Annotated in this window: 15 protein-coding genes; 9 read left to right on the top strand and 6 right to left on the bottom strand. The window is 59.7% G+C overall.

Going from position 1 to position 14,299, the window contains the following annotated elements; all coding sequences use genetic code 11:
- The 9 genes from AC22LX_RS17930 to acpT are packed head-to-tail and all read left to right on the top strand — an operon-like array spanning position 1 to position 8,080.
- Entirely contained in the window at positions 1-423 is a 423-nt protein-coding gene (locus AC22LX_RS17930) for an acyl-CoA thioesterase (RefSeq protein ID WP_045397072.1), read from the top strand.
- Positions 420-1,025, top strand: a complete 606-nt coding sequence (locus AC22LX_RS17925; RefSeq protein ID WP_045397076.1) for an outer membrane lipoprotein carrier protein LolA — start codon at positions 420-422, stop codon at positions 1,023-1,025. Before AC22LX_RS17930 ends, AC22LX_RS17925 begins: the two co-directional genes overlap by 4 nt.
- Positions 994-3,312, top strand: coding sequence for an MMPL family transporter (locus AC22LX_RS17920; protein ID WP_049059965.1), 2,319 nt, complete (start codon positions 994-996; stop codon positions 3,310-3,312). The genes AC22LX_RS17925 and AC22LX_RS17920 overlap by 32 nt, the downstream gene beginning before the upstream one ends.
- Positions 3,309-3,893: a DUF3261 domain-containing protein gene (locus AC22LX_RS17915; protein WP_045397082.1), complete on the top strand. Its 585-nt coding sequence runs from the start codon at positions 3,309-3,311 to the stop codon at positions 3,891-3,893. The genes AC22LX_RS17920 and AC22LX_RS17915 overlap by 4 nt, the downstream gene beginning before the upstream one ends.
- A gap of 1 nt (position 3,894) precedes the next feature.
- Positions 3,895-5,061: a beta-ketoacyl-[acyl-carrier-protein] synthase family protein gene (locus tag AC22LX_RS17910; RefSeq protein WP_045397085.1), complete on the top strand. Its 1,167-nt coding sequence runs from the start codon at positions 3,895-3,897 to the stop codon at positions 5,059-5,061.
- Positions 5,061-5,537, top strand: a complete 477-nt coding sequence (locus AC22LX_RS17905) for a hotdog family protein (RefSeq protein WP_045397087.1) — start codon at positions 5,061-5,063, stop codon at positions 5,535-5,537. The genes AC22LX_RS17910 and AC22LX_RS17905 overlap by 1 nt, the downstream gene beginning before the upstream one ends.
- Positions 5,534-6,265: a 3-ketoacyl-ACP reductase FabG2 gene (locus AC22LX_RS17900; RefSeq protein ID WP_045397090.1), complete on the top strand. Its 732-nt coding sequence runs from the start codon at positions 5,534-5,536 to the stop codon at positions 6,263-6,265. Before AC22LX_RS17905 ends, AC22LX_RS17900 begins: the two co-directional genes overlap by 4 nt.
- Positions 6,262-7,491, top strand: coding sequence for a beta-ketoacyl-ACP synthase (locus AC22LX_RS17895; RefSeq protein ID WP_487334125.1), 1,230 nt, complete (start codon positions 6,262-6,264; stop codon positions 7,489-7,491). Before AC22LX_RS17900 ends, AC22LX_RS17895 begins: the two co-directional genes overlap by 4 nt.
- A 1-nt stretch (position 7,492) precedes the next feature.
- A complete protein-coding gene (acpT, locus tag AC22LX_RS17890) occupies positions 7,493-8,080 on the top strand; it encodes a 4'-phosphopantetheinyl transferase AcpT (protein WP_045397096.1) in 588 nt (195 codons plus the stop codon).
- Here acpT and arnF read toward each other — a convergent pair.
- From arnF to arnC, 6 genes are read right to left on the bottom strand one after another with little or no spacing between them, the layout of a single operon-like run.
- Positions 8,064-8,447, bottom strand: a complete 384-nt coding sequence (gene arnF, locus AC22LX_RS17885) for a 4-amino-4-deoxy-L-arabinose-phosphoundecaprenol flippase subunit ArnF (protein WP_045397099.1) — start codon at positions 8,445-8,447, stop codon at positions 8,064-8,066. The genes acpT and arnF overlap by 17 nt on opposite strands.
- Positions 8,447-8,785: a 4-amino-4-deoxy-L-arabinose-phosphoundecaprenol flippase subunit ArnE gene (arnE, locus tag AC22LX_RS17880; RefSeq protein ID WP_045397101.1), complete on the bottom strand. Its 339-nt coding sequence runs from the start codon at positions 8,783-8,785 to the stop codon at positions 8,447-8,449. The genes arnF and arnE overlap by 1 nt, the downstream gene beginning before the upstream one ends.
- On the bottom strand, positions 8,782-10,437 hold the full coding sequence (gene arnT / locus AC22LX_RS17875; protein ID WP_045397104.1) for a lipid IV(A) 4-amino-4-deoxy-L-arabinosyltransferase: 1,656 nt from the start codon (positions 10,435-10,437) through the stop codon (positions 8,782-8,784). The genes arnE and arnT overlap by 4 nt, the downstream gene beginning before the upstream one ends.
- A complete protein-coding gene (gene arnD, locus AC22LX_RS17870; RefSeq protein WP_045397107.1) occupies positions 10,434-11,336 on the bottom strand; it encodes a 4-deoxy-4-formamido-L-arabinose-phosphoundecaprenol deformylase in 903 nt (300 codons plus the stop codon). The genes arnT and arnD overlap by 4 nt, the downstream gene beginning before the upstream one ends.
- Positions 11,333-13,318: a bifunctional UDP-4-amino-4-deoxy-L-arabinose formyltransferase/UDP-glucuronic acid oxidase ArnA gene (arnA, locus tag AC22LX_RS17865; RefSeq protein WP_063447380.1), complete on the bottom strand. Its 1,986-nt coding sequence runs from the start codon at positions 13,316-13,318 to the stop codon at positions 11,333-11,335. Before arnA ends, arnD begins: the two co-directional genes overlap by 4 nt.
- Positions 13,315-14,298, bottom strand: a complete 984-nt coding sequence (gene arnC / locus AC22LX_RS17860; RefSeq protein ID WP_045397114.1) for an undecaprenyl-phosphate 4-deoxy-4-formamido-L-arabinose transferase — start codon at positions 14,296-14,298, stop codon at positions 13,315-13,317. The genes arnA and arnC overlap by 4 nt, the downstream gene beginning before the upstream one ends.
- Between the last annotated feature and the right edge of the window lies 1 nt (position 14,299).

Raw genomic sequence — 14,299 nt, 5'->3', positions numbered from 1 at the left:
GTGCTTAACGATCCCCGTTTTACTGCTGAAGTAGAGCTGACTATCCCGTTTCATGACATCGATATGATGGGCGTCGTGTGGCATGGCAACTATTTTCGCTACTTCGAAATTGCCCGTGAGGCGCTGCTTAACCAGTTCAACTACGGCTACCGGCAGATGAAAGCCTCGGGTTATTTGTGGCCGGTGGTGGATACCCGCGTGAAATACCGCGACGTCATTACCTTCGAACAGCGCATTCTCGTCCGCGCGCGGATAGAAGAGTTTGAGAACCGCTTGCGCATCGGCTACGAAATTTTTGATGCCGTCAGCGGCAAGCGCACCACCACCGGGTACACCATCCAGGTCGCGGTAGATGAAAATAGCCGCGAGATGTGTTTCGTCAGCCCGGATATCCTGTTTGAACGCATGGGGGTCACGCCATGAGATTACTGCTGCTGTTAGGGCTGTTTATCAGCCCGCTGGTCAGCGCCCTGACGCTTGATACCCTGCAACAACGTTTTACCGAACAGCCGGTGGTACGCGCCCACTTCGATCAAGTTCGCACGATTAAGGATCTGCCGCAGCCGCTGCGATCCCAGGGGAAGATGTTGATCGCCCGCGACAAGGGATTGCTGTGGGATCAAACCTCGCCGTTCCCAATGCAGCTGTTGCTGGATGACAAACGGATGGTGCAGGCGATTAACGGCCAGCCGCCGCAGACCATCACCGCCGAAAACAACCCGCAGATGTTCCAGTTCAACCATTTACTGCGCGCGCTGTTCCAGGCGGATCGTAAAGTCCTGGAAGAAAACTTCCGCGTGGAATTTGCCGATAAAGGCAACGGCCAGTGGACGCTGCGCCTGACGCCCATCACTACGCCGCTGGATAAGATTTTTGCCCGCATCGATTTAGCCGGAAAAACCTATCTGGAGCATATTCAGCTCAACGACAAACAGGGCGATCGCACCGATATTACGCTTTCCCAACATCAACTGACGCCAGCGCAACTGACCGATGACGAACGCCAACGCTTTGCCGCCCAGTAAACGCCCTGCGCTGTTATGGGCCGTCGTCTGCCTGATCCTGGCGGGCGCGCTGCTGTCGCTGCTGCCGCAGGCCCGGCTTAACAGCAGCGTACTGGCTATGCTGCCGAAACAGACGCTTGGCGCGATCCCGCCCAGCCTGAACGACGGTTTTATGCAGCGGCTGGACCGCCAGCTGGTGTGGCTGGTCAGCCCCGGTAAACAGGCCGATCCGCAGGCGGCCCGCGACTGGCTGCAGCGGCTGCAACAATCGCAGGCGTTGGCCGAGGTAAAAGGCCCAATGGATGCCGATAGCCAGCAGGCCTGGGGCGCGTTTTTCTGGCAACATCGCAACGGTTTAATTGACCCCGCTACCCGCGCGCGCCTGCAAAACGGCGGCGAAGCGCAGGCGCAATGGATCCTCACGCAGCTCTATTCGGCATTTTCCGGCGTCAGCGGCAAAGAACTGCAAAACGATCCGCTGATGCTGATGCGCGGTTCGCAGCTGGCGATGGCGAAAGGCGGCCAGCGGATGCAGCTGCAGGACGGCTGGCTGGTGACCAAAGACGCCCAGGGCAATGTATGGTATCTGTTGCATGGCGAACTGGCGGGATCGTCATTCGATATGCAGCAGACGCACCGGCTGGTCACGACCCTCGGCGAGCTGGAGAAGGAGTGGAAAACGCGGTATCCGCAGGCGCAGCTATTGTCACGCGGCACCGTGTTCTATAGCGATTACGCCAGCCAGCAGGCGAAGCACGATATTTCTACGCTCGGCGCGGCGACGCTGTTCGGCGTGATCCTGCTGATCGTCGCAACGTTTCGCTCGCTCCGCCCGCTGTTGCTATGTCTGCTCTCTATCACGATCGGCGCGCTGGCCGGCACCGTCGTCACGCTGCTGCTATTTGGCGAGCTGCATCTGATGACCCTGGTGATGAGCATGAGCATCATCGGCATCTCCGCCGACTATACGCTCTATTATCTGACCGAACGGATGGTGCATGGCGCGGAATTAACCCCGTGGCAGAGTCTCGCCAAAGTGCGTCATGCGCTGCTGCTGGCGCTGCTCACCACCGTCGTGGCGTATCTGATTATGATGCTGGCCCCCTTCCCGGCGATTCGCCAGATGGCGCTCTTCGCGGCGGTCGGCCTGAGCGCCTCATGCCTGACGGTGATTTTCTGGCATCCATGGCTGTGCCGCGGGCTCCCCGTGCGCCCGGTACCGGCAATGCTGCTACTGTTACGCTGGCTCGCCGCCTGGCGGCGCAATAAAAAGCTGTCCATCGGCCTCCCCGTTGCGCTGGCGCTGTTGTCGCTGGCGGGACTCGTGACGCTGCGGGTGGATGATGATATTTCGCAGCTCCAGGCGCTGCCGCAGGATATTCTGGCTCAGGAAAAAGCGATTACCGCGCTCACCGGACAAAGCGTCGACCAGAAGTGGTTTGTGGTGTACGGCGAATCCGCCCAGCAAACGCTGGAACGCCTGGAAGCATTTATGCCCGCGCTGGCTAAGGCGCAAACCGACGGTATACTCGGCGGATATCGCGCCATTCCGCTGAATTCGCTCGCCCGACAGCAGCAGGATCTTACCCTGCTGCAACGCGCCGCGCCCGTCGTCGGCCAGGCGCTAAGTCACGCCGGGCTGGCAAAAGTTAATCCCGATCTCAACCCGATGCCGGTAACGGTCGACGACTGGCTTGCCAGCCCGGCCAGCGAAGGCTGGCGGCTGCTATGGCTGACGTTGCAGGATGGCGAAAGCGGCGTACTGGTCCCGGTGAGCGGCGTGAAAGACAGCGCGGCGCTAAAGGCGCTCAGCGCAAAGCAGGCTGGCGTTGCGTGGGTCGATCGTAAAAGCGATTTCGACCAGCTTTTCGCGCTCTACCGCCATATTTTAACCGGACTGTTGTGCGTTGCGCTGGCGGTGATTGCCTGCGGCGCCGTTCTCCGCCTTGGCTGGCGCAAAGGGCTAATAAGCCTGGTGCCGTCGGTACTGTCGCTGGGCTGCGGGCTGGCGGCGCTGGCGCTTAGCGGCCACCCGGTTAACCTGTTCTCCTTGCTGGCGCTGGTGCTGGTACTGGGCATCGGCATTAACTACACGCTGTTTTTCAGCAACCCGCGCGGCACGCCGCTGACATCGCTGCTGGCGGTCACGCTGGCGATGATGACCACCTTATTAACGCTTGGCATGCTGGTCTTTAGCGCCACTCAGGCCATTAGCAGTTTTGGCATTGTTCTGGTGAGCGGCATTTTCACCGCTTTCCTGCTTTCGCCGCTGGCGATGCCGACCAAAAAAGAGAAAAAAAGACGATGATAAGACCATCATTCTGGCGCGCCTTCGCGCTACTCGCCGCCTTAGTACTGGCCGGCTGCAGCCATTCGCAGCCGGAGTCGCAAGGCCGCCCGCAGGCATGGCTTGAGCCGGGTACGCGCGTCACGTTGCCGCCGCCTGGTATCTCGCCGGCTATCAGCTCGCAACAGTTGCTCACCGGCAGCTTCAGCGGCCAAACCCAATCGCTGCTGGTCATGCTCAATGCCGATGATAAAAAGCTCACGCTGGCGGGCCTGTCGTCCGTCGGTATCCGTCTGTTTCTTGTGACCTACGATGAAAAAGGGCTGCGCGCTGAACAGTCAATCGTGGTTCCGCAACTGCCGCCAGCCAGCCAGGTGCTGGCCGATGTCATGCTCAGCCATTGGCCGGTTAGCGCATGGCTGCCGCAGTTGCCGAAAGGCTGGACGCTAACCGACCGCGGCGACAAACGCGAACTGCGTAACGCGCGCGGGAAGCTGGTCACGGAAATCACCTATATCAACCGCAAAGGCAAGCGCGTGCCGATTAGCATCGAACAGCACGTCTTTAAATACCACATCACCATTCAATACCTGGGTGACTGAGATGATCTACATTTCTGCCGTCGGCATGATTAACGCGCTGGGTCGCGATAATGATGAAGTCGCCGCCAATCTGGCTCGCGGTATCGCGCCCGGCATGCGCCCGCGCGAGGGGTGGCTACAGGGACATCCGCAGGCGGTTTTCGCGGGCGTGGACGGCGAATTACCCGCCATTCCCGATACCTTTAGCGCCCATCGTTCGCGCAATAATCAACTGCTGCTGGCGGCGCTGGCGCAAATTCAGCCGCAGGTGGATGACGCTATCGCCCAATACGGGCGTGAGCGCGTTGCCGTAGTGCTTGGCACCAGCACCTCGGGGCTCGACGAAGGTGACGCGCACGTCACGTTGACCCTTAGCGGCGCGGAAAGCGCGGCCTGGCAATATCCGCAGCAGGAGCTGGGAGACCCGTCGCGTTTTCTCAGCCACTGGCTGGCGCTGGATGGCCCGGCATTTACGCTATCAACCGCCTGCTCCTCCAGCGCCAGAGCCATTATCAGCGGACGCCGACTGATTGAAGCCGGGCTGGCGGATGTGGCGATTGTCGGCGGCGCGGATACCCTCAGCCGAATGCCGATCAACGGCTTTCACAGCCTGGAGTCGCTCTCCACGACTCAGTGCCAGCCGTTTGGCCGCGATCGCTGCGGCATCACTATCGGCGAAGGGGCGGCGCTGATGCTGCTGACCCGCGAGCCGCAGCCTATCGCGCTGCTGGGTATCGGCGAGTCCAGCGACGCCTGGCATATTTCCGCCCCGCATCCTGAGGGAGAAGGGGCAATTCGCGCTATCCAGCAGGCGCTGGACGATGCGGGCATCGCCCCTGAACAGGTGGGCTATATCAACCTGCACGGCACCGCCACGCCGCTGAACGATCGGATAGAGTCTCACGTCGTCAACGCGCTATTTGGCGAGCAGGTGCCATGCAGCTCCACCAAACATCTGACCGGGCATACGCTGGGCGCGGCGGGGATCACCGAAGCCGCCATCGGCATGCTGATCCTGCAACGCAATCTGCTGCTGCCGGCGCAGGACTTCAGCCAGTCGCCGCGCGACGCGACCCTTCCGCCGTGCGGGATTATCGAACGTCCCCTACCGTTGCCGCGGCCGATTATCCTGTCGAACTCGTTTGCCTTTGGCGGTAATAACGCCAGCATTCTGCTCGGGAGCATTTAATGAGCCACTACTTATCGCCCGGCGCTTATCTACCGCACAAGCCGCCAATGCTGCTGCTGGAAGAGGTCGTCAATGTCACCGACGAAACCGCTACCTGCCGGGTCACGGTCTCGACCCATGGCGTCCTGGCGCCGTTTATTGATGCCGAGGGCAATCTCCCCGGCTGGTTCGCCCTGGAACTCATGGCGCAAACCGTTGGCGTCTGGTCCGGATGGCACCGCCAACAACAGGGGCAAACGTCCATCTCACTAGGCATGGTGCTTGGCGCGCGCGAGTTAGTCTGCGCGGCAGGATACCTGCCGGGCGGCAAGGCGCTGTCCATCACCGTAAAGCTGTTAATGCAGGACGAGCGTTTCGGCAGCTTCGAATGTGCCATTACGGCAGACGATGAAGAACTGGCAAGCGGACGGGTCAATACTTTCCAGCCGACGCCAACAGAACTTAACACCCTATTTCAACAAGGAGCGTCAGAATGAGTCGTTCAGTTTTGGTCACCGGCGCCAGTAAAGGCATCGGTCGCGCTATCGCCCGTCAGCTGGCGGCGGATGGCTTTGTGGTCGGTATCCACTTTCATCGCGATGCGTCGGGCGCACAGCAAACGCTGGAGGCGATTACCGCCGCTGGCGGCTCGGGTCGTCTGCTGAGCTTTGATGTCGCCAACCGCGCGCAGTGTCGCGACGTGCTTGAGCAGGATATGGCCGAACACGGCGCATGGTACGGCATTATCAGCAACGCCGGCATCGCCCGCGACGGCGCTTTCCCGGCGCTCGGCGAAGAGGACTGGGACGCGGTGATCCACACCAACCTCGACAGTTTCTATAACGTCATTCATCCCTGCATCATGCCGATGATTAGCGCGCGCCAGGGCGGGCGTATCATCACGCTCTCGTCCGTATCCGGCGTCATGGGCAACCGGGGTCAGGTCAACTATAGCGCCGCGAAGGCGGGGATCATCGGCGCCACCAAAGCGCTGGCCATTGAACTGGCGAAGCGCAAAATCACCGTCAACTGCATCGCCCCGGGGCTTATCGACACCGGGATGATCGAAATGGAAGAGACTGCGCTAAAAGAGGCGATGTCGATGATCCCGATGAAACGCATGGGACAGGCGGACGAGGTGGCAGGGCTTGCCAGTTATTTAATGTCGGATATTGCGGGATATGTCACCCGACAGGTCATTTCAATCAATGGAGGGATGTTATGACACGTCGTGTGGTCATTACCGGGATGGGCGGCATCACCGCCTTTGGCGACAACTGGCAGGATGTTTCGGCGGGGCTGCAGCGTTATAAAAACGCCGTGCGCGCCATGCCGGAGTGGCGTATTTACGAGGGTCTGCATACGCTACTGGGCGCGCCAATCGATGATTTCACCCTACCGGCCCACTATACCCGTAAGCGTATTCGCGCGATGGGCCGCGTGTCGCTACTTTCTACCCGCGCCACTGAACTGGCGCTCGAGCAGGCCGGGCTTATCGATGATGCCGTGCTGAGCAACGGCGAAACCGGCATCGCTTACGGCTCGTCAACCGGCAGTACCGGCCCGGTGAGCGAGTTCGCCACTATGTTGACGGAAAAGCACACCAACAATATTACCGGCACCACCTACGTGCAGATGATGCCCCACACCACCGCCGTTAATACCGGGCTGTTTTTCGGCCTGCGCGGCCGCGTTATTCCAACGTCAAGCGCCTGTACCTCCGGTAGCCAGGCGATCGGTTACGCCTGGGAAGCGATTCGTCACGGCTATCAAACGGTGATGGTCGCCGGCGGCGCGGAAGAGCTATGCCCGTCGGAAGCCGCGGTATTCGACACCCTGTTCGCCACCAGCCAGCGTAATGAACAGCCCGACCTCACCCCCGCCCCGTTCGATGAACAGCGCGATGGGCTGGTGATCGGCGAAGGCGCCGGTACTCTCATACTGGAAGAGCTGGAACACGCCAAAGCGCGCGGCGCGACTATCTACGGTGAAATCATCGGCTTCGCCACCAACTGCGATGCCGCGCATATCACCCAACCGCAGCGTGAAACCATGCAGATCTGCATGGAACAATCGTTAAAAAGGGCGGGCTTAAGCGCCCGGGATATTGGCTACATTTCGGCCCACGGCACCGCAACCGATCGCGGCGATGTCGCCGAAAGCCAGGCGACGGCGGCGATTTACGGCGACAGCGTGCCGATCTCCTCGCTGAAAAGCTATTTCGGCCATACCCTTGGCGCCTGCGGGGCGCTGGAGGCGTGGATGAGTCTGCAGATGATGCGCGAGGGCTGGTTCGCGCCTACGCTGAATCTGCATAATCCGGATGCTAACTGCGGCAATCTTGACTACATCATGGGCGAATCGCGCAAGATTGATTGTGAATTCCTGCAGAGCAACAACTTCGCCTTCGGCGGCATTAACACCTCAATCATTATTCAGCGCTGGCCGTAAGATGTATCAGCTTATCCTCGGCCACATCTCAACCCTTAGCGCCCTGCCGCTGCCGCCTGTGCTGATGGCGCAGGCGCCGGACGGCCCGCGGCGGGCCAGCTGGCTTGCCGGGCGCGCGCTGCTGGCGCATGCGACTACCCCGCTAATGGATATTCAGTATGGCGAAGAGGGTAAACCGGCTTTCCCGCCCGGTAGCGGGCGGTGGTTTAACCTTAGCCACAGCGGCGACCATATTGCTCTGCTGTTGAGCGATGAAGGCGAGGTTGGCTGCGACATTGAAGTGATTCGCCCGCGCAACGGCTGGCAGCGGCTGGCTAACGCCCTGTTCAGCGAAGGCGAGCACCAGGAACTGGAGCGTGAACCGCCGGAGCGGCGGTTAGTCGCCTTCTGGCGTATCTGGACGCGCAAAGAGGCCCTGGTGAAACAGCGCGGCGGCAGCGCCTGGCAGATGGCCTCTGTTGACAGCGCCTTTCACGGCGCGCTGTCATTAAGCCAGATTCAGTATGAAGGGTTAAGTATTGCGCTCTGTACGCCAACGCCGTTTAAGCTGACGGCGGCGCACATTCAATGTTTTAACGGCGCGGCTTAACCGGCCAGAAGATAGTCAGCACGCCGGCGATAATAATCAGCACGCCCAGCAGCGATTGCCAGTAAAACGGTTCATGCCAGCCGGGCAGCCAGATGGCGGCGGCCCACACCAGAATGTAGCTCAGGCTTAGCAGCGCGTAAGCTTTGGCCAGCGGTAAGCGGTGTAGCGCGAAATACCAGCAGACCATCGACAGCAGATAGCCAACCAGGCCGAAACCCAGGCTGAAGGTACCGGTGCGAAAATGCAGCAGATGATTGAGGAAGGTCAGGATATCGGTCAACGGCGGCAGTTCGACCATCGCGCTGCGCAACAGCAGCTGTGCGCCGCTGACCAGGCCAACGCTCAATAACGCCCAGATTAAGCCCATCAGACGCTACTCCCCAGAACGGCGATACCGACGACGATCAGTCCGACGCCAAGCCAGTGGCGGCGCGCCACCGGCTCGCGCCAGATGCCCCATGCCGCCAGCGTCACCCAGACAAAATTGAGGCTCAGCATCGGATAGGCAATACCGACCGGGATTGCCTGCAATACCCCCAGCCACAGCAGCATACCGCCGCCGAGCGCCAGCAGGGCTAATCCCAACCAGACCAGGATATGCCGCCCGCGCCGTCCGCTACGGGACGGCCGGGTTGCCTGCTTCTGGCACAACTGACCGGCGCAGCTAAGCAGGCTGGCGAGTACCAGACAGAACCAGACACTCATTGCGGCAGATACTGAATAAATACCACGCGCCCCAGCACGTAGGAGTTATCAGGTTTCGGTAACGCCAGTTCGTTCATCGTTTCACCTTTATCCATCAGCAGCACCAGAGAGATGGGTCCCTGCTGGCGGTGCGCCGCCAGCCAATCAGCAAATTCGTGAGTCGCCAGGAATTTGCTCTGCGCATCCGGCCAGCCGAGGCCATATTTTAGCTCCCCCTGCTTGTCATACAGGATGATGTCATCACGCTTGAGCTCCCACGCCAGCCCCGCGCCGATACCGACACTGTTGGTCAGTACATAGCGGCTTGGCGCCAACGATTCACTCACGATATCCACCAGGAACTGCGGCTGTTTACTGTCAATAACCCGATCCGGAATAGCGAAGCCCACCAGCAGCGCCAGCCCCAGCGGGCAGATGGCGGCCAGCGTCCAGCGACGACCGTTGTCCTTGATTGCCAACCAGCCCATTAGCGCCCATACGGCAAAGGCGATCGCCGCCAGCAGACATTTATACAGCTCGATCTTCGTCCACACCGGTTTATGCATGACACCCCACGGTGAGACCACCAGCACCGCGACCAGGCCGAGCAGACCAAAACCGAGGTTGATCATGCCGTTGATGCGCAGCGCTTTCGCCCCCGCCTTCGCGGCATCCAGCGCGTAGCGGGCCATCAAAATCGACAGCGGCATAAAGCACGGCAGAATGTAGGTCGGCAGTTTTCCCTTGGCGATGCTGAAGAACAGGAACGGCATCGCCACCCAGCCTAGCAGATACAGCGCGCCGCGGGCATCATCGCGTTCGCTCCAGCCGCGCTTGAGCGCGCCCGGCAGAAGCGCCAGCCACGGCAGGCTGCCGGCTATCAGGAACGGAATGTAGTACCAGAAGGGCGCTTTATGCTGCGCGTCTTTCTCGGCGAAACGCTGGATATGTTCGACCCAGAAGAAATAGCGCCAGAAATCCGGTTCGCGATTAGCGATAGCCAATCCCCACGGCAGCACCACCAACGTACAGACCACCACCGCCAGCCAACCGTAGGTTAGCACCTCGCGCCAGCGCTTACGCGCAATCACCCACGGCAGCACGCCAATCACCGGTACCGCCAGCGCCAGGAAGCCCTTGGTCATCACCCCCATACCGCAGGCGAAGCCCAGCAGGACATAACCTAAAATCTTACCGCCGCGGCTCTGCGCCTGGGAGGCACCCCAGAAGCTGCACATCGCCAGCGCCAGCCACATGGTGATCATCGGATCCAGCACCGCGTAGGTTCCGATACCGTATACCAGCAGCGCGGTCAGGAAGATAATGGGCGACAGAATCGCCACGCGTTTATCGCGGAAAATACGCCACGCCAGCCACGCCACCAGCAACGCGCTGACGGTAATGGCGAAGACCGAACCGAAACGCACGCCAAAGTTATTATGGCCGAACAGCCACTGGCCGATACTGTTAATCCAGTAACCGGCAATTGGCTTTTCAAAGTAACGCAAGCCCAGAAGATGAGGCACAACCCAGTCGCCGGAGGCCAGCATTTCACGGCTGATCTCGGCATAACGGGTTTCATCAGGCTGCCACAGCAAACGGAAATTCAGCGGCAATAAGTAATACAGCGCAAAGAGTACAACCAGAGAGACGCCATAACGAATGCTTTTCATACACCCGAGCCCAGTAATTGTTCACGTCCAAGCCAACCTTCCCGGCCAGCCAGTTCACCACGGACCACTTTGCCTGACGGCAGCTCGCTAAAGTCAGCGGGCAACAGCTGGCTCAGTGGGCAAAATTGTATTTCTTCTTCCTCCGCCATGGCCAGCAGCGCATCGAACTGGTCGGCGTAGGCAATGCCTTCCACTTCGGCGTGGATGGTATAGACCGGCGTTCCCTTGTCGCGATGGATGCAGTCCAGCAGATAGCGGTTAAAGCCAGCGCTATCTACGGCGCTACCGACCACTTCATCCCAGGTGGGAAGCGTCACCGGGATTTGTACGGTGCCGGAGGCCCCGCCGCCAAGCTGCGGTAGGAATGGCCGCGTGCCGCGACAATCGCTGTTGTAGAGGAAATCGAAGGATTCTTTCGCTTTTACCACCCGCTGGTCGGCACGCCAGCCGGCGACGGCTGAGCAGGTTACCGGGCGACCGATAATGCGTTCCAGTTCGAGCAGACCGCGTTCCACTTCCAGCGTCAGACGTTCCTGCGGCCACACGCCGCTCCATGCCTGCCAGCTGTAGTGGTCCCAGGCATGCAGGCCCACTTCATGGATCTGCGCGGCGGCGCGAATAACCTCTTCGTTACCCGCGCCAATCCTGCGCCCCGGCCACGCGGTACCGGCCAGCAGAATATCCCAGCCGTACAGCGACGCCGCGTTAGAGCGCAGCATTTTCCACAGAAACTTCGGTTTTACCAGGCGCCATAAATGGCGCCCCATATTGTCCGGCCCGACGCTGAAAAAGAAGCTTGCCTGAATTCCATGCTTGCCCAGCAGGGCCAGCAGCCGCGGTACGCCATCACGCGTCCCGCGAAAGGTATCGACATCTATGCGTAAGCCGACTTGTTTCATGAGTTTTTATCGTCCGTGAGCTCAACGGTGCGCAGGAAGAAGTCCAGAGTATGCTCAACGGTCTCTTCCATCTCGACGGTCGGTTCCCAGTTCAGGCAGCGTTTTGCGTTACGAATGCTCGGCTTACGATGCTCAACGTCCTGGTAGCCTTTACCGTAGTAATCGCTGCTTTCCACTTCACGGAAACCGGCGAACGGCGGGAAGCGATCGCGCAGCGGGTGGCGCTCGAAGCAGGCAAGCAGCATTTCCGCCAGCTCTTTGATGCTCGCTTCGTTTTCCGGGTTACCGATGTTGATGATCTGACCATCGCAGCGACCGTCTTTGTTCTCAATGATGCGGAACAGCGCTTCGATACCGTCGCTGATATCGGTGAAGCAGCGCTTCTGCTTGCCGCCTTCGATAAGCTTAATCGGCGAACCTTCCACCAGATTAAGGATCAGCTGAGTGATGGCGCGGGAGCTACCGATGCGCGCGGCATTAAGGTTATCCAGACGCGGTCCCATCCAGTTGAACGGACGGAACAGGGTGAACTTGAGGCCGTTCTTATCGCCATAGGCCCAGATCACGCGGTCCAGCAGCTGTTTAGAAACCGAGTAGATCCAACGCTGTTTGTTGATCGGCCCGACCACCAGATTGGAGGTATCTTCGTCGAAGTTTTTGTCGGTGCACATGCCGTACACTTCCGAGGTCGACGGGAAGATGATGCGCTTATTGTATTTCACGCAGTCGCGGATAATTTTCAGGTTCTCTTCGAAATCCAGCTCGAACACGCGCAGCGGGTTACGGGTGTATTCGATAGGCGTGGCGATCGCGACCAGCGGCAGTACCACGTCGCATTTCTTAATGTGGTATTCGATCCACTCGGAGTGGATACTGATATCGCCTTCCACGAAGTGGAAACGCGGGTTATCGAGGAAACGGCTGATGGCGTCAGAGCCGATATCCAGGCCGTAAATCTCATAGTTGTCGTCCTGCAACAGACGTTCGGTCAGATGGTTACCGATAAAGCCATTAACGCCGAGAATCAGCACGCGGGTACGGCGCTTAATCGCCACCACCGGTTTGCTGCTCAGCACCGCGCTGGTCACCAGCCCCAGCGCCTGCGCCAGTTGGGTACCCTGCATATAAACGCCGCGTTCGGTCTGGCCGGTGACAATTTCCAGCGCCCCCTGCTGACAGGCGACCACCAGCGGCGCGACAGAGATCACGGTGCCGGGCTTGGCTGCCGGCAGGTCGGCGCGCACGCGGGATTTCCAGACGATAAATTTGTTCGCGCCGGCATAGGCGAAAGCGCCCGGCCACGGATCGGACACCGCGCGCACCAGATTGTGCAGAGTCTGCGCCGGTTTGTCCCAATCGAGACGCCCATCTTCCGGGGTACGACGGCCAACGTAGGTCGCCTGGCTGTGGTCCTGCGCGCGTTCCTGAGTCTTACCCTCACGGATAGCCGGCAGCGCCTGGCCCAGCAGATCGGAGGCGGCGGCGCACAGTTTACGGTGCAGCGCCAGCGCCGCTTCATCCGGACCGATAGCCACAGCTTGTTGGGCGACGATATCGCCCGCGTCGGCGCGGTTAACCATTCGATGCAGGGTTACGCCGGTTTCACTTTCGCCGTTGACCAGCACCCAGTTCAGCGGCGCGCGACCGCGGTATTTCGGCAGCAGAGAACCATGCAGGTTGAAAGCCCCCTTCGGCGCGATATTCAGGATCTCATCGCACAGCAGGTTGCGGTAGTAGAACGAGAACAGCACATCCGGCTTCATCTCGCGAATACGTTCAATCCACAGCGGATGGTTAACATCTTCCGGCGCCCATACCGGAATACCTTGCTCGGCGGCAATACGGGCAACGGAACCAAAGAAATGGTTTTCGCCAGGGTTATCCGGATGGGTAAAAATAGCGGCGATTTCATAACCGGCATCCAGCAGTGACTGAATACCTGCGCAACCCATATCGTGATAAGCGAAGACTACTGCTTTCATGAACGATCTTCCTCTTGAGACGCCGTTTCCGGCTGACGAACAACACGTTGAATAAAGTAACGGGGACGGGCGCGGACATCGTTATAGATGCGGCCGATATACTCCCCGAGCAGGCCCATACCGACAAACTGGGCGCCGATAAACATGAACAGCACGGCGAAGAGCATGAACACCCCTTCCGCCGCCCACTGTGGACCGAAGGCCAGACGCAGCACTACCAGCAGCAGGCCGAAGGCGAAGCCCAACAGGGCTATCACGCTGCCGAAAATGCTCAGTAAACGCAGCGGGGTGGTGGTCAGACAGGTCACCAGGTCATACATCAGGTTAATCAGACGCATGAAGCTGTATTTGGAGTCGCCGAATTCGCGCTCGGCGTGCATCACCGGGATCTCGACCGCCCGGCGGGCGAAAGTATTCGCCAGAATCGGGATAAAGGTGCTGCGCTCATGGCAGTTGAGCATGGCGTCGATGATATGGCGGCGATAGGCGCGCAACATGCAGCCGTAATCGCCCATGGCTTTACCGGTGGTACGCTGGATCAGGCGGTTAATCATCTTCGAGGCAGATTTACGGAAGATGCTGTCCTGACGGTTCTGGCGCACGGTACCGACCACGTCGTAGCCTTCATCGGCTTTTTCCACCAGCCGCGGGATCTCTTCCGGCGGGTTTTGCAGGTCGGCATCAAGGGTGATGATCAGATCGCCGGTGACATGGCTGAAACCGGCCATAATCGCCGAGTGCTGGCCGTAGTTACGGTTCAACAGCACCGCCACCACGTGGCTGCCTTCGGCTTCGGCGGCCTCGGTCAGCATGCGCGCGGAATCGTCGCTGCTGCCGTCGTCGATCAGCAGAATTTCATATTGGCGCCCTAGCGTCGCACAGGCGGCGTCGGTGCGACGCAGCAGCTCCGGCAGACTATCCTGTTCGTTATAAACCGGAATAACCACCGAGACTTTTTTTACGGGAGGATAAGTAAGCATA

The organism is Klebsiella sp. PK01, from assembly GCF_057624675.1.
The sequence above is the reverse complement of the archived record's forward strand: the minus strand, read 5'-3'. Positions and strand labels throughout refer to the sequence as shown.